The sequence below is a fragment of the Salinibacter grassmerensis genome (assembly GCF_947077765.1).
Taxonomy (GTDB): domain Bacteria; phylum Bacteroidota; class Rhodothermia; order Rhodothermales; family Salinibacteraceae; genus Salinibacter; species Salinibacter grassmerensis.
In genome coordinates this window covers 95,913-118,073 of sequence record NZ_CAMTTF010000002.1, presented here as the reverse complement: position 1 = coordinate 118,073, position 22,161 = coordinate 95,913, and the positions used below count along the sequence as shown (strand labels likewise).

Genomic DNA, 22,161 nt, shown 5'->3' with positions numbered 1-22,161 from the left:
GGAAGGGCATGGTGCTGATTCAAACGAGCGTCCCAGCGCAATTATTACATGCCCTATGCGCTCGAATGGTCTACGTTTACAAGGACTGTTCCGTGGCAGCGGTCCGCCGTTACAGGACCACGTCCACGACTTCCTTCAACTGCTGCGCCCCGGTCACGTCGATGTCGTAGTCTCCCGCAATGCGATCGAGGTTGTTCTCCGGCACCACCGCCCGGTCGAAGCCCAGCTTGGCGGCCTCCTTGAGGCGCGGCTCGACTCGGCTCACGGTGCGGATCTCGCCGCCGAGCCCCACCTCGCCGATGAGGGCCGAGCCGGTGTCGGCGGGAATGTCACGGAACGAGGACGCCGCCGCGATGGCGACGCCCAGGTCCACGGCCGGCTCTTCGAGACGCACCCCGCCCGCGACGTTGATGAACACGTCATGGTCGCTGAAGGCCAGTCCGGCGCGCTTCTCCAGCACCGCCAGGATCATCTGGAGCCGCTGCGACGCGAAGCCGGTAACCGTGCGCTGGGGGGTGCTGTAAGAGGTGGGCGTGACGAGTGCCTGGATCTCGACCAGGATGGGGCGGGTGCCCTCCAGGGAGCACACGACCGTGGATCCGCTCACGCCATAGCCGCGCTCGGACAGAAAGATCTCGCTCGGGTTCGGCACCTCCCGCAGCCCGTCCTCCCGCATCTCAAACACCCCGATCTCGTTGGCCGCCCCAAAGCGATTTTTCACGCTGCGAAGGATGCGGTAGGCGTGGTTCTGATCGCCCTCAAAGTACAACACCGTGTCCACCATATGCTCCAGCACTCGGGGCCCCGCGATGGTGCCCTTCTTGGTGACGTGCCCCACGAGGAAGGTCGAGAATTCCAGCTCCTTCGTGAGCTTGAGGAGCGAGGCGGTGCTCTCCCGCACCTGGCTGACCGAGCCGGGGGCGCTCGTCAGGTCGGGCCGGTAGATCGTCTGAATGGAGTCGGCCACGAGCAGGTCGGGCTCTACGTTGTCGACGGCGTTGGCGATCTCCTGCACGTTCGTCTCGGCCAGCAGGTAGAGGGCGTCGCTGTCGACCCCGAGCCGCTGGGCGCGTAACTTGACCTGCCGCTTCGACTCCTCCCCGGTCACGTACAGGATCTTGCGGCCCGGCAGATAGCCGCCCAACTCGGTCATGAGCGTGCTTTTGCCGATGCCAGGGTCCCCGGCAATGAGGCTGAACGAGCCCTGCATGATGCCGCCGCCCATGACGCGGTCGAACTCGTCGACCCCGGTTTGGAGACGGGACTCCCCCTCCATCTCCACCTCCGTCAGCTGGGTCGGCTGGTTCTGGGCCGTCGCGCTTCCGTTTTGATTGTCCGGACTGAGATCCGGGACCTGGGCCTCCACGTCGGCACTCTCGGCTTCCTTCACGAGCGTATTCCAGGACCCGCACCCGGTGCACTTGCCCATCCACTTGTGGGCCTCGTGCCCACATTCCTGACATACGTATCGCGGCTCGGAGCTGGCCATGCAAACACCAGTGTATTCGTGCGTCGACGACTGAAGGGGACGCGGCGCGCCATTCGGCGGCATCTGCGCGTGTGTAGTGCACTGCCACCGGCCCGCCAGGGATCCGTCCGCGTCGCGGTGAAGAGGAACCTCTTCCTCGAGTTGGATGTGCATATGCAGGCTATGGCTCGGAGCCTCCTCGGCTCCGGGCCGTCCCGTTCGTGCCCTGCGCATTCTCCGTCTCTTCTGTCTCGTTGCTCGACGCTCTGCTCTCTCCGTTTCGGGCCCTCGGCCGGTACGCAACACTCATGGGCCGGGCGTTTGCCTCGATCGACAAAGTGGGCACCTACTGGAATAACCTCTTCATCCAGATGGTGCGCGTGGGGATCGACTCGATTCCCATCGTCGCCCTCGCCGCAGCGTTTACGGGGGCGGTGTTTACCGTGCAGACCGCTTACCAACTGGAGACGCCCTTCATCCCGAAGACGATCATCGGGTCGATCGTGGCGCCGTCCATCATGCTGGAGCTGGGGGCCGTCATCGCGGGCTTCATTCTGGCGGGGCGCGTGGGCGCACGGATCGCGGCGGAGCTGGGCACGATGCGGGTGTCCGAGCAGATCGACGCCCTGGAGGTCATGGGGCTCAACTCCGTCGGGTTCCTGATCCTTCCGCGCGTGCTGGCCGGGGTCCTCATGTTTCCGGTGCTGTACGTCGTCTCCTGCGTCGTCGGGATCGGGACCGGCATCGGGGTGGGGCACTTTGGGGGGTTCTTGAGCGCCGGCGAGTTTCTGGAGGGCGCGCGCCAGTTTTTCAAGCTGCTCGACCCCACCATCGGGCTCATCAAGTCGTTCACCTTCGGGTTTATCATCACCTCCATCGCCTGCTACAAGGGCTACTACACGAGCAGCGGGGCCGTGGGGGTGGGCGACAGCACGACTCAGGCCGCCGTCCTAAGTTGCGTGTTCATCCTCGTCGCCGACCTCCTCATCGCCCTGGTGCTGCTGTGACGGGGCCGATGCGCCCCCCGCCGCCCCGTGCCACGGGTCGTCTTTCTGTTACGTGCCTCCCTCCCCGCCATGATTGAGGTCCAAAACTTGTCGAAGGGGTTCGGAACGCTCCAGGTGCTCGAGGGCGTCTCGCTCAAGATCCACGACGGCGAGACGCTCGCGATCATCGGGCGGTCCGGGTCTGGGAAGAGCGTGCTGATGAAGCACTTCGTGGGGCTGCTAACACCGGACGCGGGGCGTGTGCTCGTGGACGACACGGACATCGATGGAATTCCCTACGAGGACCTTCGCCGGCTCCGGCGCCGGTTCGGCGTCCTGTTCCAGGGCGGCGCGCTGTTCGACTCGATGACCACGTTCGAAAACATTGCCTTCCCCCTCCGCTACTTCTCGTCGCTGGACGAGGGGGGCATTCAGGATCGGGTGCAGGAGTGCCTCAACCTCGTTCGCCTCTCGGAAGCGGGGGCGCAGCGCCCGACCGACCTGTCCGGGGGCATGCGGAAGCGGGTCGCCCTCGCCCGGGCCATCGCCATCGAGCCGGAATACATCCTCTACGATGAGCCGACGAGTGGCCTCGACCCCCAGACCTCCAATACCATCAACGACCTGATTAGCCACCTCGCTGAGGAGCTTAACGTGACGAGTGTTGTCGTGACTCACGACATGCACTCGGTCCTCTCCATTGCCGACCGGGTCGCCTTTCTCCACGAGCGCAGCCTTGAGTGGGTGGGGCCCGTGTCCGGGATTCACGACTGCTCGAACCCGCACCTCAACTCCTTTGTGAAAGCCAACGAGTACCAGGTGGGCGACACCCCCCCTGCCCTGTCCGGGCCGTCGGCCTGACCCCTCCGGCTCGTGTCGGACTCTTCGCCGTTTTCGCACGCCGCTTTCTCACTACATGGAATACAGCAACGAAATCAAGGTTGGGATCGCCATCATCGTCGCGGTCATCGCGGCCATCTTTGGGGTTCGCTTCCTTCAAGACCTCCCACTGTTTGGGGACACGTACGCCGTGAAGGCCGAATTCGAGGAGGCCAGCGGCCTCACGGCGGGCAACCCGGTGCGCATGAAGGGCGTCAACGTCGGCTCCGTGGGGTCGATCCGCCTCGACCAAGAGACCCAGACCGTGCGGGCCCGCCTCCGCATCGAGAAGGGCATTCGGATCCCGGAGGGCTCCCACGCAAAGGTGGCTGGTTTCAGTGGCATCGGGGGCGTCCGCATTAGCATTATCCCAGGTCCCAGGGACAACCCTCCGCTTCCGCCGGACGCCATGCTCTCGGCGCCCCCTGAGGGAAGTGTCTTCGACCGCCTCACCGACCAGGCCCCCGCGCTCGCAAACAAGGCCGACAGTGTGCTCACGAGCACAAACACGACCATGTCGGCCCTGAGCGCGCAGCTCCAGGACCCGAGCAGCGACCTGCGGCAGGCCCTCACCTCGGCCAAAAACATCACGGGCGACCTCGAATCGGTCACCGAGGCGGAGAAGAAAACCATCCGCGCCCTCCTCCAGAACCTGCAGTCGGTGTCGAGCGACCTCGACACGTTCATGGGCGAAAACGGCGACTCGTTGGATGTGGCCGTACGGCGTCTGAACCAGTCGCTCGATCGCCTCAACCAGGGGCTCGCCTCCCTCGAGGAGACGTCCGCCACGCTCGACACGGTGGCCACCAAGCTGAACGAGGGCGACGGCACGGCCGGACGCCTCCTCAACGACCCGAGCCTCTACATGCGACTGGACTCGGCCGCGGCCCGCACCAACACGCTTCTCCAGGACTTCCAGCGCGACCCGGGGCGCTACCTGAACGACATGACGCTCGTGAAGGTGTTTTAGCAAGGGCCGCGCGACACCCATTTCCTGCACGAAACTGCCCCTTCGCTCGTGGCTGCGTCCGACCCCAACATGAACGACGAGCCGGAGGCCTCGGAGGCGGCGATGCGTGCCTCGTCCCAAAACGGTGCAGCTGGCCGCGACGCGTCGTGGCCCCGCCTGCAGCGACAGATCTTTCGCACGGCGAGCCGCCACCTGCCCGATGCCCCCGGCACGGACGAGGAGGCCGTGGACCCGCCCCCCAAGCGCACGGGAAGCTACGCCCGGTGGCTGCCGGTGCTGAAGGCCCTGCCCTGGGTGCTGGGCGCACTCTTTGCCCTCTCGTTCGTGTGGGACTTCCCCGGCGTGACCCTCACCGTGGCCGGGTATCCCGTTGTGCTCGAGGGCCTGCTGCGCTTCACCACGGTCAGCGGCCTCGTCGGGTTCGGCACGAATTGGCTCGCCATCACGATGCTCTTCCGGCCCCGCGAGCCGCGGCCCCTCGTGGGCCAGGGCCTCGTGCCCGCCCAGCGGGAGCGGGTGGCCTACCGCCTCGCCCAGGCGGTGAGCGACGAGCTCATCAACAAGGCGCTCATCAAGGAGAAAATTCGGGAGAGCGGCCTCGTCGCCAAGTACCGGGATCTGCTCGTGGCGGCGGCCAGCGACGTGGCGACCGACGATGCGGTGCGCACGGAGGGGAAGGCCCTGCTCCGTGGCGTGCTGCGGGACGTGCTCTCCACCCCGTCGGTGCAGAAACGCATCGTCGCCCTCACGGCCGAGCAGGTGGAGGCGCAGGCCGGGGAGGGCCTCTCGGGACTGATGCTGCGCACCTACCGGTACTTCGGCGAGGACGACTTTCGGGCCCGGTTGCGGGAGACCGTCCGGCGCCTGCCCGACGCGGTCGACCCGCTGGTCGAGGAACTCGACCCGGTGCTCGACCGCCTTCCCGCGGCACTGGAGCGACGCGGCGACGAGATCGAGGCCCTGCTGACGCGCGTGGTGCTCCGCCTCGTAGACACGCTCGACCTGGAGCGCATGATCTACGAGAACGTCCGCGCTTACGATGAGCGCCAGCTCGAAATGCTGCTGCGCCGCACCACCAACGAGCAGCTCAACTACATCAAGTACCTCGGGGCGGCGCTCGGCATCATCGGCGGCTTCATCATCTGGGCGCCGGCAGCCGCGCTCGTCGCAGTCACGACGATCGGCCTTGCCATCTACGCCGTGGACGAAACCCTCTTCCGCGCCCGGACAGATGCTACGCCATCCTCGTAAGGATCGAGACCGCCCGCACCGGTCGGCCGTCTTTGCTCTCTTTCACGACTCGCCTCATCGCCATGCCTCCCCACGAGCCCCTTTCCGGCATCGACGCGGCGTGGCTGCGCATGGACGAGCCGACGAACCTGATGACCATCACGGGCGTGCTCGTGCTCGACGCCCCGATGGACGTCGACACGTTCAAGACGCTTCTGGAGGAGCGCTTCCTGGGCTTCGACCGGTTTCGGCAGCGGGTGCGCGACCCCGAGGGCTCTCCCTACTGGGAGCCCGACCCGTACTTCGACCTCGACCGGCACGTGCACCGCACGGCGCTGCCGGGCGCGGCCGGACGCGACGAACTCAAAGAGCGGGTGAGTGAGCTCATGAGCGTGCCTCTCGACCGGGACAAGCCGCTCTGGGAGATGGAACTGGTGGAAGACTACCTCGGCGGCAGTGCCATCATCGTGCGGCTGCACCACTGCATCGGCGACGGCATGGCCCTGCTGGAGGTGCTGCTCTCGCTGACCGACGAATATTTCGATCCGGGCCGCTTCCCAACGACGGAAGACCGCGGCCTTCTCTCCGGCGTGGTGCAGAGCGCCCTCGACACCGTCCGGGGCACCGCCCGGACCGGGCAACGCCTGCTTCGTGAAGGCGCAAAGTCGCTCTCGAATCCGTCCCGCGCCCTGCGGCGTGTGAAGCAGGGCTTGAGCTTCGGGGCGTCCCTGTCGAAGTTTCTCTCGCTGCCCCACGACAACGATACCCTCCTCAAGGGCGAGCTGGGGGTGAAGCAGCGCGCCACGTGGTCCGCCCCCCTCGACCTCGCCCGCGTCAAGCGCATCGGAGGGATTGTGGACGCCAAGGTGAACGACGTGCTGCTCGGGGCGGTGGCCGGCGCGCTGCGGTACTACCTGGCCGCTCGCACGGAGGCGAGCGACACGGAAACGGTGCGCGCCCTCATTCCGGTCAACCTGCGCCCGCGAGAGCAGGCCTTCGAGCTCGGCAACCACTTCGGGCTCGTATTTCTGGACCTGCCCGTTGGCCTCGACGACCCCCTGGAGCGGATGCTGGCGGTGAAGCAGCGCATGGACGCGCTCAAGGGCTCGGCGGAGGCCGTTGCCGCACTCAGCGTGCTGGAGAGTCTCGGGTACCTGCCGCTGAGCGTGGAGGACCGCGCCGTGCGCCACTTCAGCAACCGGGCCAGTGCGGTGATGACGAATGTGCCGGGGCCGCAGGAGCCGCTCCACATGAAGGGGCGGCACGTGCAGCACGTGATGCCGTGGGTACCGCGGGCGGGGCGCATGGGCCTGGGCGTGAGCATCTTCAGCTACGACGGCACGGTGCGCCTCGGCATCGCCTGCGACGCCGGCCTCATTCCCGATCCCGACACAATCATCGAGGGCTTTCAGCGCGAGTTCGACCGGCTCGCGAACGACCTGCTGCCCGCCGCGGACGACGGGTGCCCCTCCACGTCGTCCCCTCAAGATTAAGGATCCATCTCCTCGACGGAGCGGGAGAGCGCCTCAATTTGGGTGCCGAGGGCGTCGACCTTTTCGCGCAGTTCCTCCACGTCATCGCGGGACGGCACGCCCACCCGCCGGAGCATGCTGCTCAGTTCCGTCCGGGCGCGTTCCCCCACCGCCCGAATCGCATCGGATTCATCTGTTACCCGCCGCACCCGCTGGGCCGTCGCCTCCGTGCGCTCGCGCCGGGCTCGCTCCCACGACCGGCCCTCCTCCACGAGCGCGTCGAACACCTGCGTGCTGGCGTCCTGCACCGCCCCAACGACCCCGAGGCCGGCCCACCAAGCCGCACGCGCCCCTCGAACCAGGCCCGATACCACCGAGCCGGGCCCCGGCAGGCCCCACCCCGACGACCGCGAGCGGGCCGACGCGGAGCGCTTCTGCCCGGACCGCCCGGTTCGTGTGCCACGCGTGACGGTAATTGTGGGTCCGTTGTCGCTCATGAGTCTACGTTTGGCGGCGAGAAATGACCCGTTCTGTCTCTTCAACGCGGCACTAGTACGTTTTCTCCACCTCGGCCGCGACGGACATCATGCCGCGGAAGACGCCCATGTTGGACATGATCTGCATCATGGAGCCGTCGATCTTGTAGTCCGGCGACGCGATGGCCTCGGTGGCCCCCATCTCGCCCCGGTCCATCTTCGTCCATACGTCGTACGGCGCCGTGGCCCGCGCCATGACGGCGTCGGTATCCACCCCCTCCTCACGCATCTGGTCGGAGGGGGCGTCGTCGATCCACAGGTCCACGTCCACCACCTGGCCCTCCTCGAACGTGTAGGTGGCCGATACGTCCTCGGCGTCGGGCGTGTCGAGGCACCGCAGTTCGATGGTTTCGGAGAAGGAGCCCGCCGTGTCCTGAAACTCGTCGTCGCGGTTCAGCGCTTCGACGAAGCGTTCGACGTACTCGGGCGTCCAGTAGCGGGGGGCGTCGTTGCTCATGATCGGGGAAGAGATTTTTCAGAAGACCGCGCCGTAGTGTAGCCGTGCGGGGGGGAGAGTGGCAAGCGACACGGAGCGCACGCGGGACCGAGACGGGGAGCACGACCGGTCCCCCACAGGATCGGGAGGAGACACGTGTGCCACTGGAGGATGCCCTCCGCAAGCCCCAGCCAGGGCGTCTCCGCCCTCATCTCTGTACTGGCCACACCACGCCGGTCAGCGCCAACCCCTCAACTGGTTACGCGGACACCTTTCAAGGTAGGCAGGGTGACCCGCAACGTACCCTTCTGTGGGAGATCGGGGCCGCAGACCGGAACCGAGGACGGGGCACCGGACTCGCCTGATTCAGACCCGTGAATCCCTGCATGCTCTGCGGGACACCCAGGAGAGATCTACCAGTCTCACAACGCTCGGGGGCCGGTCCTTCGACGAAAAGCGACCCATCGGGTCTTGACGGCGGGGGCGGCTGGAACGAACTGTGCCTGGTTCTTGGGGTGGGGGCTCCGGACCAGCCTTTTCCCACCAGAGCGGATGCGAGCACGCACGAGTACGCCTGAAGCCCACCTCCGGAGATGCGCATGCTCGGCCCTAAGAATCGATCGGGCCTGGGCCCTCACCCGGGGCGGCGACGAGGGAGGAGAATCCCCGACTGAGGAGTTGCCCGGCAATGCCCAGGGTAACGCCGAGGCCCATCCCGAAAATGGCGAGCTCCTTCACGCCCAGGTACCTGCTGGCACCGACGAACCCCATCTGGGATAGTACCCGCTGGACCATACCGGTCTGATCGGAAACCACGAAGAGAATGGCCCCGAACACAAACCCGAAGAATGCAGACCGAACCAGGTCCTCGATCAGCAGGCCGCCAACCAGTGGGGTAGAAATCGTCTCGTCTTCGCTGTGGCTCATAAAGATGGATGTTCACGCACAGAAAAAGCCTGCCCTCAAAGCGTGACGGGGCAGGCTCGCAGAGTTATTTCCGTCTGCGTCCCTGCAACGTAAGCGTGCAAACTTCGCTCCGTAGTCCTCTCTTTCACCGTGACGGCGTCGGAAGATTTTTGTGCAGCGAGTAACTCTGTGCAGGGCCGCAGGGTGTAGTGAGTTCCCGATAGAGGAACCAACGGAGAGCGTGGGAGGTCCGCAGAGAAGGCCTCGATGCCTCCACTGAGGCTCAAAATACAATCGAAATCCGTTACGTCTCCCCCAAGTGGCTTGGAAGACCCGCGCAACGGGAAATGGGGGGCCGTGTTGCCCTGAGCTGCACATAGAACCCATCCAGTCAGACATCCGGTCCTACAGTTTGTGAGGAGAGGGCTTGGGGTCAGAGATGGGAAGCAACGGGGATTTCTCAAGATCAGGCCTCGCTTTTTTGGGGGACCTGGATCGCGCTCCGGTCGCCGACCCGTCTTACGCCGGTGGGAACTGGTCCTGAGAGTATCCACCATGGGGCCTGCGGCCTCGACCCTTCACGGAAGCAGTCTCCTGCGGGTGTGGGGGTCTGTGTATCAGACGTGGTATGCCCCGCAACTGGGAGAGGGTATCGTGAACGCGTTACAATGCAGAGAAAGCGGGAACCACCCGACAGAGAAAGAAGAACCAGCAGTCGTGATTCATCTCATATCCCATACCTTTCCTCAAATACTTTTGCTTGCCATGGACGAACGTGAACTTGTTGAGACACGAGTCCGGGACGTGCTGCGAACGAAGGGCACCCTGCAGCAGAACGGAGATGTCCTCACGGCCACGCCCACCGACACTGTTTATGACTGTATTGACGCCATGGTGGACCGTGGCATCGGGTCCATCGTCGTGACTGAGGACGACGAGATGGTCGGCATCTTCACCGAGCGGGACTACATGCGCGACATTGCCCTGAAAGGACGCTCCTCCCCGGAGACCGAGGTGCAGGAGGTCATGACGGAAGACGTCGTCACCGCCGAGGCAGAGGATCAGCTTCGAGATTGCCTGGACCGGATGAACGACCTGAAGTGCCGTCACCTTCCTGTGGTCGACGATGAGGGGAACCTCGCCGACATCATCTCGATGCGGGACTGTGCAGAGCAGGTCGCCGAGTCGGCGGAGTCGGGTGCGACACAGTTGGTGAACTACGTGACGGGCCAGTACTCCACCCGGTAGAAACATCGGGCCCGTAGGGGTCAGAGACCGTTCACAATACTAGAGGGAGCCTGGGTGCAGTGCGCGCCGGGAGTGGCCCGAGTCTAGTCCAGGTGCGTAATTCCTGGTGCCGCCCCGCCCCACAGGACATCTGAATCCTCAGAGTCCTGAGTCACGGATCACTGGTATTCTGGACGTATTGCCCATCCCTCGACTTGATGAGGGACAAAGTCAACGGCGCCTCAACTACTCATTGGAACCAGCGGGCGGGCCGCGACCCAGAACGATTGAGAGAGTACCTCCTCGTAGCGGACCCTGCCGGAAGCGGTATAGAATCCGGTCTACCTCCCTTTTCACCAGCACGGGCACGACGTAAAGGCAAGGGAATTCCCCTCCTGCACGCCTCTGCCCTGGAACTCACGTCCACATCCCGTGATGCAACGTTAACATTGTAGTCTGAAGACGGCCCTCACATCTTTCTTGAATTCACGGCCGTCGGTTTCTGCCACTCTCGGGATATGCTCATGCCTTCCCTTACCCGTGACGCCAGCACACTATTCTGGCCGAGCGACGACACCCTCTCTGCCAGTGCAAAGTCTCGGGTACAGGTCGTTCGGCTGCTCTGTCTCCTTGGGAGCGTTCTGATCCCACTCTACGGCCTCTTGTACGAAGCCGCACGCCCCGAGGCAACCGATCCGATGTGGGTCCGGCTCGGCATTGCGGCCGTCTTGGGGGGGTTCGTGGCGGGCACCTACGCCTTCCGGGCATTTCGCACCCACTGCGTTGGGATTGCCTGGGGATTGCTCTACCTTTTGATGGCCTGGGCCACGGCCCTGGCGGCGGCAAATCAGTTTTCGGGGGAGTACGTGGTGGGCATACTCGTCGTGTATGCGGTGTCCGCCACGCTCGTGGTGTTCGGCAGTGAGCTGCTGCGGTCCGTTCTGTCGTTTCTGTCGGCGGGCTTGGTCTTCGTAGGGGCCGCACTGCTGTGGGCCCCTACCGTTCAGGTAAGCCCCCTGGTGCTGGGCGGGGGCATGGCCATTGTGGCTCTCCTCGTCGGGGTGATTGCCCGATGGGCGTTGCTCATGCGGAGGCGCCTTGCGAGTCAGGCACGTGAGCTCCAGGAACAGCGAGACCGGCTGGAAGGCCATCGGGCGTACACCAACCGTTTGCTCAACGCGACCGACGACCTGTTCTTCGCCCTGGACAAGAAGGGCCAGTTCCAGTGGTGGAACGACCGCGTGCTGGAGACGACCGGGCTGTCCGAAGCAGAGGTAAGAAGCGTGGACGCACTGGACCACTTTGTGCCGGCCGAGAGGGAAAAACAGGCCAGGCAGGCCATTCGCAGGGTGTTTGAGACCGGCAGCGGGCAGGTGGAGGTGCCCCTGGTGGCCAACGGCGGGGCGGCGGTGCCCTACGAGTTCGTGGGCAACCCTGTCAAGAACCCGGAGGGGGAGCGCCAGATCGTGTGCGTCGGCCGGAACGTTGCCGAGCGAAAACGGCGGGAGCGGGAGCTGCGGGAGAGCGAGCGGCGCTTCCAGGCGATGCTCAACGCCCCGAACATTCTGGCCGGCGTGCTCGCACCGGACGGCACGCTGATCGAGCAGAACGAGACGGCAATGGCGTATGTGGAGGCTACCCCCGACGCCGTGACGGGTCAACTGTTCTGGGAGACGCCGTGGTGGGACGAGGAGACGCGGCCGTTTATCCGGAAAAAGGTCAATCGGGCCGCCTCGGGCGAGTATGTTGAGTACGAGGCAGATCTCGAAACGCCGTCCGGGGAGCCCTACACCGTCACCGGATCGATCCGGCCGGTTCCCAACGACGACGGCGACATCGTCTCAATGGTCGTCTCGGCCCGGGACATCACCGAACGAAAGATGCGGGAGGAGGCCCTTCGGGCGGCGGAGGGGCGTTACCGGACGCTCATCGAGAACTTCCCGGGCGGCGTTTTTCTCTTCAACGAGGACCTGGAATATACACTGGCGGGTGGACGAGAGCTCCGGAACGTCGGCCTCTCCCCGTCGGACGTGAACGGAGAGGGCCCGCACGACATATTTCCGGCCGCCCTGGCCGAGGAGCTCGAGGCGTATTTCCGGCGTGCGCTCGACGGCGAGAAGAACACCTTCGAGCAGACGATGGATGGGCGCCGGTACGTTAACCGAGCGCTTCCAGTTCGAGACGAGACCGGAGCGGTTATCGCCGGGATGGCGGTCGCTCAGGACATCACCGAGGAGCGCCGCCGCAAAGAAGAACTCGAGCGGAAGAACGATCTGTTCCAGCGGGCTCAAGAGATTGCCAGTGTCGGCGGATGGGAATTTGACATAGATGCGGACACACTCACACTCACCGACCAGGCCTACCGCATCCACGGTGTTTCGCCCGGGACGGAGATGACGCCGGAACGCAGCCACGGACTGTACCACCCCGATGACCGGGGGGAGGCCAGAGAGGCCTTTCGCCGAGCCGCCGAAGACGGGGTGCCCTACGACGTCGAGGCCCGCCTGACCACCCAAGCCGGCGAGAAGAAATGGATCCGCACCCGTGGGGAGCCGCAGCAGGAAAACGGGCGGACCGTTCGGATTCGGGGGACGATACAGGACATCACCCACCAAAAGAGGCGAGAGCAGGCCCTCCGCGCAGCCAAGACCGACGCGGAGGCGGCCCGCCAAGAGGCCGAGGAGGCCAGCCGCCTCAAAAGCGCCTTCCTCGCCAACATCAGCCATGAGATCCGCACGCCGCTGACCTCAATTATCGGCTTCGCTGAACTGATCGGCTCGGAGGCCAGCGAGTTGGATCTCTCGGGGAGTCCGCTGCCGGGATACGCCACCATGATCGAGCGAAGCGGAAAGCGGCTACTCGAAACGCTGGAGGGTGTGCTCAATCTCTCCAAGCTTCAGTCCGGGCAGATGGAAATGGAAGTGGAACCGGTCGACCTGGCAAAGCAGGTCCGCTGGGCTGTCCAGGAGCTTCGGCCGAAGGCTGAGGAAAAGGGAGTTCGTCTTCAACTCGAGACCGATTCCGTCATGGCTGAGGCCGACGAAGGGGGCGTCCAGATCGTGGTTCAAAACCTAGTTTCCAATGCGATCAAGTACACTGGGCAGGGCGGTCACATCTGGGTCCGGTCGTTTCAGGACGAGGACCGGGCGGTACTGGAGGTCGAAGACAACGGAATTGGAATGAACCCGGAGGTGGCCGAGTCCCTTTTTGAGCCGTTTCGACAGGCGTCGGAGGGACTGAACCGCGAGTACGAGGGGACCGGCGTCGGCCTGGCAGTCACGAACAAGGCTGTTGCTCGGATGAAGGGATCCATCGAGGTAGACACTGAAGAAGATGAAGGCACCCAGTTTACCGTCCAGCTTCCAGCCTCGTAAGATAAAGACTTCGACCGATAGACCTTCTTCGCAGAGACGGATGCGACGAAGCCGCAAGGTCATCGCACGAAGACTTTTTGCCTCGTTGCCTCCCCATTAGTCTTCGAAGACGTGCCCAAACGACATCCAGGTCTTCCACTCGACCTGGATGCCTTCCTGGATGAGCCAAAGGCATCACATGGTCGCCGCGAATCGGCACGACAATCTTCCTCGGCCATCGGCGCTCCCCACCTGCTCTCCCCTTCGAGGCGACACCGCCACATCCTGGGCGTCTTCAAATGACCAACGGACACCTAGGCCCGATGCTTAGCACGTACGTACGTGCACTTGCGGCCTACGCCCCAATCTCCGGCGCCTCCGTCCGGCCCGCCGCACCATCTCCGGTGGTGCTCTCGAAGCTCCCCTCCGTGTCGTTGGAAGAAACCTGTGGGCTTTCCGCACGGCCGTTGGCGCCCCGACTGCCAACGTGAAATTCTTCGACCAGCCCGCGGAGGCTGCCCGTGAGCTCTTCCAGCTCGGAGGCCGCCTGCACGACCTCCTCAATGCCCCGTGCCGACTCGTCAGACACCTCTGAGATCGACTGTACGCTTTCGGAAATCTGGTCTCCCGTTGCGGCCTGCTCTTCGGTCGCGGTGGCGATGCTATCGACCCGATCGGTGATACCTCCGGTGCTGTCGACAATCTCCTCGAAGGCATCGGCCGCCTGTCCAGCCAATTCAATTCCGGCGTCCACCTCAGCCTGTCCCTGCTCGATGGCGCCCACCGCCTCACTGGTGTCCTCCTGTACGGACGAGACCATCTGCTCGATTTCGTCGGTGGCCTTTGACGTTCGCTCGGCCAGCTCGCGGACCTCTTCGGCCACGACGGCGAATCCCTGGCCCGTCTTTCCGGAGCCTTCGCCCCCCGCACGGGCCGCCTCGATGGCTGCGTTTAGGGCGAGCAGATTGGTCTGATCGGCAATCTCGTCGATCGTCGCCACGATCTTTCCGATCTCCTCGCTCGACTCCTTCAGTCCGCTGACGGTTTCGGCAGAACGCTTCACGACATCCCCGATCTCTTCCATCTTGCTGACCGCCTTCAGCACCACGTCTCCGTTCTCCTCGGCCAACTCCCCATTCTTGCGGGCGGCCTTCGCCGTCTCGGTCGCGTTTTCCGCGTTGCCGTCAATCGTACGGGCCATTTGCTCCATGGCGGCGGCGGCCTCATCGGCCTGCTGGGCCTGCTTCTGCACCCCGGCGTTGAGCTGGTCGGCCGAGCTTGCAAGCTGGTTGGCAACCGCGTCGGTCTTCTCGACCGCCCCGGACAGACGATGAAAGACCTGCTGGATGTTCTGGACGGACTGGTTGAACTTCCTCTGCAGCCGCCCGATCTCTTCGGCCTGTGAGGCCTCCATCTTCGACGCGAGCTCTCTGTCCTCCGTCTCGGCGTCAATTTGGACCGTCAGGTCTCCTCTGACAAAGCGGTCCATGGCCTCCACCATGCGGTCGACCTCTTCGGAGAGGGCCTCTTTTTCATTCTCTCGCTTGTTGGCAAGGGACTCTGCCTCACGCTTCGTCTCTTCGGCCTCTGCCTTTCGCTTCTCAACCTCCTCAATGCGGGTGCGCAGAGACTGCCGAAGGTCGTCAACGGCCCGGTACACATCGCCGAACTCGTCGCTGCGCCCGGTGCGGATGGACTTGTCGAGGGTCCCGTCCGCAAGCTTCGAGGTGACGTAGCGCAGGTCCGTGAGGGTGGTGATGGTGATCGTCCCCGTGATGGACCCGATCGTGAGGAAGCCGACAAATGTTGCCAGACCACTCGCGAAGGGACTCTGTGTGACGAGGACTGTCGTCACGATCATGATACCGGTGAGCAAGTACCAGAAGATGTACTTCGTCAGAAAGCGTTTCATAGCAGATCAGGGCGTTGGGATCCAGAGCAATGAGGAGACGCAGAAAACAAGAGCGCGGCATTTAGGCGGCAGACGGGACCGTCGCAACGTCTCTCTGGACAGATGCGGACTCGGAGGCATCGTCCGTCACCTTGACGAAGTTCTTCCGCGCCCGGTAGATGAAGTAGACGAAAGGCACTTTCGCGGTGACGTCTAGGTAGCTGATGATCACCGCAATTCCTGTTGCGTCGACCCACTGCAGTCCCGGCCCGAACAGCCACACCAGCGGGTATGCGAGCCAGAGCATCCCGACGTAGTTTAGCAGAAGCCGCGCGAGCCGCCGGTGGGAGGGCGGTTCTCCAAAGGCCGAGTTGCGCACCGGCCCGTACAGGCAGGCGAGAAGGGTCACGTGACAGAGCGAGGACAGCCCGAAGAACACCCACTGGGCCGTGGACGCGAACGCAACAGCCCCCATCCCAAACACAATCATCATGAAGTCGGCCAGGGCGGTGCCGGCAATCATGCTTCGACTGGCCCCGGCAACGTAGGCGGTATACCCCACGAGAAGCGGCGTGGTGAGGGCCCAGTCAATGTACCGGGGGAGAGGAACGTGGTACCCCTGAAATTGCACCGACCCGATGTCGAATATCATAAGCGAATACATCAGAGCAGCGATTCCGGGTATAGCCCAAACGTAGTCGAAGTCGAGTCCCACCTCGTCGCCGACAAGCGACAACGCAGGGGGAATTCCAACGAGCATTCCGAGGGTTCCAATGATGTAGACGGCCGTGATCGGGTCCATAGGGATGCACATCTCTGAGTCCAGACAGAACGTTTGGGGCTTCCTCCCAGAAGAGAAGCTCTTCTCGCAAAGGAATCTTCTCTGTGGGCGATTTTCTCAGTAAAGCTTGTAATGGGCACTTCCCTCCATAAGCCTGCCGCTAGGCTCCGCGACAGATCAATGTATCCTTCCATTTTGGTTTATCGGACGTGATATCTGACTTTTTAAGCCGGAGGTGTCCCGTTTGCCTCCGCATTTATATATAGAACGATCTCGAAATACCCTGTGGGATGAAGGAGACGCGGGGCTTCGTTGCCTAAACGAATGTGTCGGGCGTGCCTTGCCCGAAACGCGCACCTCGGGTTGTCGATGTGCGACGACCACAGACGGCCCTTGGACCGGGGGTCTTATCCACCGACTCGGTTCGGCCGAAGCGATCTCTTTTCTTCTGAGTCCGTTATCGGGCGCCTGTTCTTTCTATCCGCCGCTGGCAGCCGGGCGGTGAACGTGCTCCCCTCCCCCTTCGCCGTTTCCACATCGATCGCCCCCCCCATCTGCTCGGTCGCTTTCTTTGTCACCGCCAGTCCGATGCCGGTTCCCTCGTACTCGCGGGACAGCCCCTCAGACCCCTGCCGGAACGGCTCGAACAGTGACTCGGCCACCTCCGGGTCCATTCCAATTCCGGTATCCTCGATCTGCAGTACGGCCGTCTCGTCTTCTCGGTAGGTCCGCACCCGGACCGTTCCCTCTTCGGTATACTTGATTGCGTTGGACAGGAGGTTCTGTAGCACGATCTTCAGCCCGCCCTCGTCGGCCCGGGCCCCCACCTCCTCGGCCTCGACCTCAAGCGTGAGCCCGCTTTCTTCCGCCTCCGCCGCGAACTCCCTGGCGACCTGGCGGGCCTGGTTCGCTAAATCGACCGGTTGGGACTCCAGGGTCATCTGTCCGGCCTCCAGTTTCGAGAGGTTGAGCACGGCATCCAGGGTGTCCAGCAGCCGCCGCCCACTGTCTTCAATAAGGCCTGCGAAGTGAGCGACTCCGTCGTCCCCCTCGATCTCATCCCCGATCGCTTCGGCGAACCCAATAATCCCGGTCAGCGGCGTCCGGATCTCGTGGCTCATGTTCGCGAGCATCGCGGATTTCATTCGGCTAGCCTCCTCCGCCTCCAGCTTCGCAAACTCGGCCTGCTCTTTCGCCTCCTTGAGCCGCCGGGCCTTCCGCTTCCGCTCGGTGATGTCTCGGGCCGAAACAAAGAGGGAGACGACGTTCCCATTCTCGTTGGTGGCCGGGCGAATGAATCCAGTAACGGTTCGTGCGTCCCCATCAGGCGTCACGTGCTCGGCCTCGAAGCTCACGTACTCCCCCTCAGCCGCGCTCTTCACCTTCTCCTGGACGGCCGGCTTGTCATCCGTCTCCCACCAGGGTGTGTCCCAGAAGGGCTGACCGAGAATGTCCTCCCGAGTGGCCTCGATATACTCCAGGGCCGTGTCGTTGACTTTCTGAAATGTGCCATCCGGCGAAAGCACACCCGCGAGGATGTTCGGATCGTTCAGCATCGCCTGAAAGCGCCGCTCGCTCTCCCGTAGCTCCTGCTCCCGCCGCTTCCTGTCGGTGATGTCCGACAGGATCACTGTTTGGGTCTTCCCCACCCTACTCAAACCGGCCTGTACCACCTGGAAGTACTGGCAATCCGCCTCCGGCTGGGCACTCTCTCTCGGGCGAGGGGCTGCCTCGTCCCGAGAGTCCCGACACGACTTCTCCTCCCCCTCGTCAAAGCCAGCCTTCCACACCTCCCGTCCCTCCTCGATCGTCTCCGCCAGCCCCGGAAGCACCTCCGCCAGCGGCTCCCCGAGCGCTTCCTTTTCAAGGGCTTCCTCGTCAGGCGCTTCCTTTCCAAGCACAGGCACAATCTCCTCCAGCCCGCCCCCGAACCCGCGGATCCGGCCGTCGCTCCCGATCGTCAGGTTCGGGTCCTCCACGTTCCCGGTCAACTGCACGACGCTGAACTGCGTCTCGTAGGCAAACAGGAGCCCCACCGCAAACACCGCCACCCCCAGCGGCTCGTGGGTAATGTCCAGCAGCGCTGGCTCGACGTGACCGATCACGTTGAACGCCGCCGGCAGGGCCGTCAGCCCGGTGAGCACCCCCAGCGGCCAGGTCCGGGCCTCCGCCTTCAGAAACAGCTCGAAGATCATCAGGTAGCCGGCCGCCGACAGGGCGTAGGCCACCGACATCACGACCCAGTAGAGCGTCTCGTGGGTCACGACCAGGCCGAAGGCCCCTCCGGCCGGTTCCAGCCCGTAGTACAGGCCGTGCAGCGGGTTCGTGACCTTCAGGGCCGTCACGGCCACGTACACGACGGCCGCAAACTGTTGGACCGTTCGGTTGCGGTGGAGCTGCCGCCCGCTGTAGGCGGAGCAGAACCAGAGCCAGGCGAAGACGGTGGCGAAGCCGACAATCAGGCTCGCCTGGTAGAAGAGGTGCTTTCCCAGCGCCGAGCCGGCGAGCAGAAAACCAACGTAGGCCCCGGCCCAGCCGGCACTCCCGAGAAAGAACCACGTCAGGGCCCGCCGCGTCTCCGGGGAGGGGATCGACTGGGCGCGCCAGGCAGCGCCCAAGCAGGCAGCGGTTGCGAGAACGAAGGCAACAAGATAGCCGGAGTACGTCAGGGGTGTGGATGCCTCAATCAGGCTTCCGATCATGATCGAATTGCTGTACAGGGGAGTCCGCTACAACAAATGTACGTGTTTATGGAGCAATAAAAGCGCCGTACTTGCTCTAAAAGCTGATCCGTATCGGACTCGTCAAACTCGATAGGGCTCGTCACAAGCCCCGTTAAACTTTCTACCTCAGGGGCCTCTGGCATTGGGCGTTTAGTGCCGCAGGAGGGGCTTTCACAGCTACCAACCCCCGGTAATTTTACGACGTGGACGCGCCGTGGTACTGGGACAGACTTTGTTTTTCTCACCCCGGCGTTCTCCAGGCACTCATTTGCTCCCGGCATCCTGCTTCCTGTGTTGGGGTTCACCCGTGTGGTATCACAAACAGCTTTCTCCTACTCCCCCGCCTCGTGCCTCTCTCGACAAACAGAACTTCGCATACTCGCTTCACACACTGGAGCCGTAGTCGTCGAATATTGAAAACGAGGCCGCTCAGTCGGAGAGCGCGTCGCATAATGTATTTTTCAAATTCAGGCATTTAATGCTTCCCCAGCTGAGCCGATTATTACGGTCCGGTGGACGCGAAGACTTTCGGGGCGCAGAGGTACGGAGCACCCGCTTCCGATCATCCCGTGGTGGGCACAAAGGCCTGTATCATCCGGTGCTGCACGACGCACCTGAACTGAGACTTTTCTTCTTGTCTCGCATGGACGGCGAGCCGCTTCTTGTCGATGACCACGACCACGTTCGGATCGCCCGCTTCCTGTGTCTACTGGGATTAGGGGCCGTTCTGGTGTCGTTCTACGCCCCCTTGTACGGCGCCGACGCTCCTGTCTGGGTGGGCCGGATTCACTCCGGCGTAGCGGGACTGCTCGTGGCCCTCATCGGGGCCACCTACGTGTCCGAAACGGTTCGTCGTCGCCACGTAGCGATCACACGGGGTGGCCTCTACGCCATCATGGGATGGGCCGTGGCCCTCGCTGCGCTCAACGGGTTCGCCGGCGAGTACGCGGTGGGCGTCCTGATCGTCTACGCCGTCTTCGGGGGAGTCGTGGTGCTTGGGAGCACATCGATGCGACCGGTCTTATCGTTTCTCGCCGCGGGTGCGCTGTTTATTGGGGGCGCTCTGATTTGGACCACCTCTCCTCAGACGAGTCCTTGGGCCCTGTTCGGGGCCGTGGCCGTCACGGCCATCGCCGAGGGGGTGGCTGTACGGTGGGCCCTGTCGGTGCGCGGTCGCCTCCGGACCCAAACACAAACCCTCCACGAGCAGCGCGACCGCCTGAACCGCCTCGTGGAGACAAGCCCCCACGCGGTTGTTCGGATCGACGGGAACGGAACGGCCATCGACGCGAACGGCCGGGCCGAAGAAATTCTCGGCACCGATGTAGAGGAGATCCTCAGCCGTCCGCCTGATTCCTCACCGGGAACGTCTTCCGGAGACAAGGGAGATATGACGGCGACTGAAAGCCGCTCTCTTTCGCAGATCCTTCGAGCGACACGCGTGGTGCGCAATCTGGAGTGCTCGGTGGAGCGGCCGGACGGCACCCCGCGTGTGCTTTCGGTAAGCGGCGCGCCGGTGCGAGGGGCCGACGGGACGATTTGCGAGTCTGTCTTTCACCTCGAGGACGTCACCGAGCAGGAGCATCGGAAGCAGGCCCTTCGGCGGGCCGAGGAGGAGGCCGAAGAGGCCGATCGCCTGAAGTCTGCCCTGTTGGCCAACATGAACCACGAAATCCGCACGCCCCTGACCGCAATCATCGGGTTCGCCGAGGCGATCGGGACGAATGCCAGTGAAATGGATCTGCCCGAAAATCTTCCATTGACCGGCTACGCCGACCTGATTGAACAGAGCGGAAAGCGCCTGCTCGAGACCTTTGAGGACATGCTGGACCTCTCGCAGCTGGAGGCGGGCCAAATGGAGCTCGACCCCGAAACGGTCGACCTCGCCGAGCAGTCCCGCCGAGCCGTCGAGGAGTGTCAAGCCAACGCGCAGGAAAGAGAGATCGATCTTCGACTGGAGGCCACCAGTGTGCAGGCGCACGCTAACAAGAATGGGGTGCAGGTCGTGGTGCAGAACCTACTGGACAACGCGATTAAGTATACCGCAGACGGGGGCACCGTGTGGGTGCGGACCCGTCTGGAGCCGGAGTGGGCCGTGTTGGAGGTAAAGGACAACGGCGCCGGAATGGAGCCGGCGACGGTCGATCAGCTCTTCGAACCGTTCCGACAGGCCTCCACAGGCCTGGGACGCGAGTACGAGGGCGCCGGGGTCGGACTCGCGGTGACAAGAGAGGCGACCGAGCAGATGGGCGGGTCGATTACGGTACAGACGGAACCGGACGCGGGCAGCCGATTCCTCGTCCGGCTTCCGACGACCGCCTCTGGCACTCGAGACTGCAAAGACGGCCCCGTTGACCACACCGGAGAGCCCGTTGACCCGCGCGGGGACCACCAGAGGACCACGACGCACTGAAGCCGGACACAGCTGCCCCCACGTTCCTCACATCACCCTTCCCTTCCTCCCAACCATGAGCAGACACGCCGTGGAGACCGAAATGCTGGAGGTTTCATTCCCTACACTTCCCTCCACGATCGAGGAGGTTGAGGAATTAGTCGGGTCTGGACAGACCGCCCCCGAGAAGTTGATCGAGATTGTTAAGCAGTGTCCGTCTACGTCCCTCAACGTCCTTCGGCGGGCAAACTCCGCATACTACGGGCTGCGACACGAGGTCGAGAGCGTCGAGCAGGCGGTGCGCCTCCTTGGCTTCGTCGAAGTGACGTCGATCGTCGTTCTCGAAGGCGCCAACAAGATGCGGGAGCAGCTCACAAACCACACCGGCCTTCTCGACCGCATCATGCATGCCTCCATCTTCACCGGCCGGTTTACCCAACAGCTAACCCGTCAACTCGACCTGGCCGGCGACTGGGTGCGCCTGGCCTTCTCGGTGGGGCTCCTCCACGTGATGGGCCGCCTCGTGCTTCTGTACTCCGCTCCGGACCAGTATGCCCCCCTGTTCGATGAACGGGACAGCCCCCTTCCCGAGGTGGAGGATGAACGGCACCTCTTCGGGGAGAGCCATCGCAGTCTCGCCCACCGCGCCGGCGAACACTGGAGCCTCTCCGACCGCATCTGCTCGGTGCTGCGCGGGGCCATCGACCTGTCAGGGCCCTCGACGGGCCGGCCTCAGACGGTGGCGGTGACCGTTCGGGTGGGGAGCGCACTGGCCCAGCAGGACCTGACTGGTGAATCGCTCACGCTCCCGGAGGGCCTGCCGACCGCCGAAACGTCCCTGTCGGAAGAGCTCGTGGCTGTCGCCGCCGATGACGCAACGGACTACGCCGCGAATCTGGGCGTCTTTTGAT

16 protein-coding genes are annotated in these 22,161 nt (G+C 63.8%); 9 read left to right on the top strand and 7 right to left on the bottom strand.

Annotation, left to right across the window (positions count from 1 at the left end; genetic code table 11):
- Window positions 1-109 precede the first annotated feature (109 nt).
- A complete protein-coding gene (gene radA / locus OJB03_RS04765; RefSeq protein WP_423816362.1) occupies window positions 110-1,489 on the bottom strand; it encodes a DNA repair protein RadA in 1,380 nt (459 codons plus the stop codon).
- 233 nt (window positions 1,490-1,722) lie between these two features.
- Here radA and OJB03_RS04760 point away from each other — a divergent pair, with 233 nt between their 5' ends.
- The 5 genes from OJB03_RS04760 to OJB03_RS04740 all read left to right on the top strand — a co-directional run bounded on the left by OJB03_RS04760 (window position 1,723) and on the right by OJB03_RS04740 (window position 7,026).
- Window positions 1,723-2,475 carry an MlaE family ABC transporter permease gene (locus OJB03_RS04760; RefSeq protein WP_263785655.1) on the top strand — a complete coding sequence of 251 codons (753 nt, stop codon included), beginning with the start codon at window positions 1,723-1,725 and terminating at the stop codon, window positions 2,473-2,475.
- 69 nt (window positions 2,476-2,544) lie between these two features.
- A complete protein-coding gene (locus OJB03_RS04755; RefSeq protein ID WP_263785654.1) occupies window positions 2,545-3,315 on the top strand; it encodes an ABC transporter ATP-binding protein in 771 nt (256 codons plus the stop codon).
- Window positions 3,316-3,370: 55 nt separating this feature from the next.
- Window positions 3,371-4,303: an MlaD family protein gene (locus tag OJB03_RS04750; RefSeq protein ID WP_263785653.1), complete on the top strand. Its 933-nt coding sequence runs from the start codon at window positions 3,371-3,373 to the stop codon at window positions 4,301-4,303.
- Between the two features lie 48 nt (window positions 4,304-4,351).
- On the top strand, window positions 4,352-5,554 hold the full coding sequence (locus tag OJB03_RS04745; protein WP_263785652.1) for a DUF445 domain-containing protein: 1,203 nt from the start codon (window positions 4,352-4,354) through the stop codon (window positions 5,552-5,554).
- Window positions 5,555-5,616: 62 nt separating this feature from the next.
- The gene (locus OJB03_RS04740) at window positions 5,617-7,026 is read left to right on the top strand and encodes a WS/DGAT/MGAT family O-acyltransferase (protein ID WP_263785651.1); all 1,410 of its coding nucleotides are present in this window, start codon (window positions 5,617-5,619) and stop codon (window positions 7,024-7,026) included.
- Here the strand turns inward: OJB03_RS04740 and OJB03_RS04735 are convergent.
- The 3 genes from OJB03_RS04735 to OJB03_RS04725 all read right to left on the bottom strand — a co-directional run bounded on the left by OJB03_RS04735 (window position 7,023) and on the right by OJB03_RS04725 (window position 8,904).
- Entirely contained in the window at window positions 7,023-7,502 is a 480-nt protein-coding gene (locus OJB03_RS04735; RefSeq protein ID WP_263785650.1) for a phasin family protein, read from the bottom strand. The genes OJB03_RS04740 and OJB03_RS04735 overlap by 4 nt on opposite strands.
- A 52-nt stretch (window positions 7,503-7,554) precedes the next feature.
- Window positions 7,555-7,998, bottom strand: coding sequence for an SCP2 sterol-binding domain-containing protein (locus tag OJB03_RS04730; RefSeq protein WP_263785649.1), 444 nt, complete (start codon window positions 7,996-7,998; stop codon window positions 7,555-7,557).
- Window positions 7,999-8,586: 588 nt separating this feature from the next.
- Window positions 8,587-8,904 (bottom strand): hypothetical protein, encoded by a 318-nt coding sequence (locus OJB03_RS04725; RefSeq protein WP_263785648.1) that lies wholly within the window; start codon window positions 8,902-8,904, stop codon window positions 8,587-8,589.
- 744 nt (window positions 8,905-9,648) lie between these two features.
- Here OJB03_RS04725 and OJB03_RS04720 point away from each other — a divergent pair.
- Window positions 9,649-10,131 carry a CBS domain-containing protein gene (locus tag OJB03_RS04720; RefSeq protein ID WP_263785647.1) on the top strand — a complete coding sequence of 161 codons (483 nt, stop codon included), beginning with the start codon at window positions 9,649-9,651 and terminating at the stop codon, window positions 10,129-10,131.
- A gap of 503 nt (window positions 10,132-10,634) precedes the next feature.
- On the top strand, window positions 10,635-13,484 hold the full coding sequence (locus OJB03_RS04715) for a PAS domain S-box protein (RefSeq protein WP_263785646.1): 2,850 nt from the start codon (window positions 10,635-10,637) through the stop codon (window positions 13,482-13,484).
- Between the two features lie 334 nt (window positions 13,485-13,818).
- Here OJB03_RS04715 and OJB03_RS04710 read toward each other — a convergent pair whose 3' ends face one another.
- From OJB03_RS04710 to OJB03_RS04700, 3 genes are all read right to left on the bottom strand, one after another.
- Window positions 13,819-15,375 carry a methyl-accepting chemotaxis protein gene (locus OJB03_RS04710; protein WP_263785645.1) on the bottom strand — a complete coding sequence of 519 codons (1,557 nt, stop codon included), beginning with the start codon at window positions 15,373-15,375 and terminating at the stop codon, window positions 13,819-13,821.
- Between the two features lie 61 nt (window positions 15,376-15,436).
- A complete protein-coding gene (locus OJB03_RS04705) occupies window positions 15,437-16,156 on the bottom strand; it encodes a bacteriorhodopsin (RefSeq protein ID WP_263785644.1) in 720 nt (239 codons plus the stop codon).
- 386 nt (window positions 16,157-16,542) lie between these two features.
- The gene (locus OJB03_RS04700; RefSeq protein ID WP_263785643.1) at window positions 16,543-18,837 is read right to left on the bottom strand and encodes a sensor histidine kinase; all 2,295 of its coding nucleotides are present in this window, start codon (window positions 18,835-18,837) and stop codon (window positions 16,543-16,545) included.
- A 664-nt stretch (window positions 18,838-19,501) separates the two neighbouring features.
- On the opposite strand from OJB03_RS04700, the gene OJB03_RS04695 reads away from it, so the two are divergent.
- Window positions 19,502-21,271 carry a sensor histidine kinase gene (locus OJB03_RS04695; RefSeq protein WP_263786242.1) on the top strand — a complete coding sequence of 590 codons (1,770 nt, stop codon included), beginning with the start codon at window positions 19,502-19,504 and terminating at the stop codon, window positions 21,269-21,271.
- A 55-nt stretch (window positions 21,272-21,326) separates the two neighbouring features.
- A complete protein-coding gene (locus OJB03_RS04690; RefSeq protein WP_263785642.1) occupies window positions 21,327-22,160 on the top strand; it encodes an HDOD domain-containing protein in 834 nt (277 codons plus the stop codon).
- The last annotated feature ends 1 nt before the right edge of the window (window position 22,161 follow it).

What these genes read in the sequence shown, in the direction of transcription:
- OJB03_RS04700 (WP_263785643.1), bottom strand. Translation starts at nt 18,837, where the DNA reads ATGATCGGAAGCCTGATTGAGGCATCCACACCCCTGACGTACTCCGGC.
- OJB03_RS04750 (WP_263785653.1), top strand. Translation starts at nt 3,371, where the DNA reads ATGGAATACAGCAACGAAATCAAGGTTGGGATCGCCATCATCGTCGCG.
- OJB03_RS04735 (WP_263785650.1), bottom strand. Translation starts at nt 7,502, where the DNA reads ATGAGCGACAACGGACCCACAATTACCGTCACGCGTGGCACACGAACC.
- OJB03_RS04710 (WP_263785645.1), bottom strand. Translation starts at nt 15,375, where the DNA reads ATGAAACGCTTTCTGACGAAGTACATCTTCTGGTACTTGCTCACCGGT.
- radA (WP_423816362.1), bottom strand. Translation starts at nt 1,489, where the DNA reads ATGGCCAGCTCCGAGCCGCGATACGTATGTCAGGAATGTGGGCACGAG.
- OJB03_RS04755 (WP_263785654.1), top strand. Translation starts at nt 2,545, where the DNA reads ATGATTGAGGTCCAAAACTTGTCGAAGGGGTTCGGAACGCTCCAGGTG.
- OJB03_RS04695 (WP_263786242.1), top strand. Translation starts at nt 19,502, where the DNA reads ATGGACGGCGAGCCGCTTCTTGTCGATGACCACGACCACGTTCGGATC.
- OJB03_RS04690 (WP_263785642.1), top strand. Translation starts at nt 21,327, where the DNA reads ATGAGCAGACACGCCGTGGAGACCGAAATGCTGGAGGTTTCATTCCCT.
- OJB03_RS04725 (WP_263785648.1), bottom strand. Translation starts at nt 8,904, where the DNA reads ATGAGCCACAGCGAAGACGAGACGATTTCTACCCCACTGGTTGGCGGC.
- OJB03_RS04740 (WP_263785651.1), top strand. Translation starts at nt 5,617, where the DNA reads ATGCCTCCCCACGAGCCCCTTTCCGGCATCGACGCGGCGTGGCTGCGC.
- OJB03_RS04730 (WP_263785649.1), bottom strand. Translation starts at nt 7,998, where the DNA reads ATGAGCAACGACGCCCCCCGCTACTGGACGCCCGAGTACGTCGAACGC.
- OJB03_RS04705 (WP_263785644.1), bottom strand. Translation starts at nt 16,156, where the DNA reads ATGGACCCGATCACGGCCGTCTACATCATTGGAACCCTCGGAATGCTC.
- OJB03_RS04720 (WP_263785647.1), top strand. Translation starts at nt 9,649, where the DNA reads ATGGACGAACGTGAACTTGTTGAGACACGAGTCCGGGACGTGCTGCGA.
- OJB03_RS04715 (WP_263785646.1), top strand. Translation starts at nt 10,635, where the DNA reads ATGCCTTCCCTTACCCGTGACGCCAGCACACTATTCTGGCCGAGCGAC.